Raw genomic sequence first — 635 nt, 5'->3', positions numbered from 1 at the left:
CAATTAAATTTGTACGGGGTTTTTTTTGAAAATGTGCAAATAAATTCTAATGTACATTACTTAGGATCGTTTATACCAGATGAATTACCAGCTAAATTGCATGGCAAGTACGGAGTGGTTTGGGATGGAAGTGAAATAGATAATTGCGTTGGCAATACCGGAAATTACATCAAATATAATAATCCACATAAAGTTTCTTTGTATGTGGCAAGTGGAATCCCGATAATAATATGGGAAGAGGCTGCAATGGCTGAAATAATAAAAAAATATAATATCGGAATTTGTGTGGAGTCATTAGAAAATATCGAGAAAACATTAAGTGAAATTTCAGAAGAACAATATCTAATTATGAAGAAAAATGTAAAGATGTTATCAGAAAAAGTTAAAGAAGGATGGTTCTTGAAGCAAGCTTTAAAGAAAGTTTGAGTAAGGTGCAGAAATGAAAAAAGTATTAGTTTTAGCTAAATCCATGGAAATGGGAGGAACAGAAATTGCTCTTTTGAATTTACTTAAATTGCTAGTTAAAGAGGATATTGAAATTAAATTATTATTAATAGAAAAAAAAGGCGTATTGCTTTCTGAAGTCCCACAAAAAATACAAATAGAAGAGATCGATTTTGATGATAATGTTATAT

1 protein-coding gene and 1 pseudogene are annotated in these 635 nt (G+C 29.8%); both read left to right on the top strand.

The features are described from left to right. Nucleotides 1-426: pseudogene (locus NCY57_RS16710) on the top strand (hypothetical protein); the annotation flags it as partial. A gap of 13 nt (nucleotides 427-439) precedes the next feature. Beyond that, the coding region (locus tag NCY57_RS16705) for a hypothetical protein (RefSeq protein ID WP_330639028.1) at nucleotides 440-635 on the top strand (196 nt) is incomplete at its 3' end.

This window comes from Blautia sp. MB18-30 (assembly GCF_023669475.1).
Classification (GTDB): Bacteria; Bacillota; Clostridia; order Lachnospirales; family Lachnospiraceae; genus Blautia_A; species Blautia_A fusiformis.
This window is presented reverse-complemented; position numbering and strand designations above follow the sequence as displayed.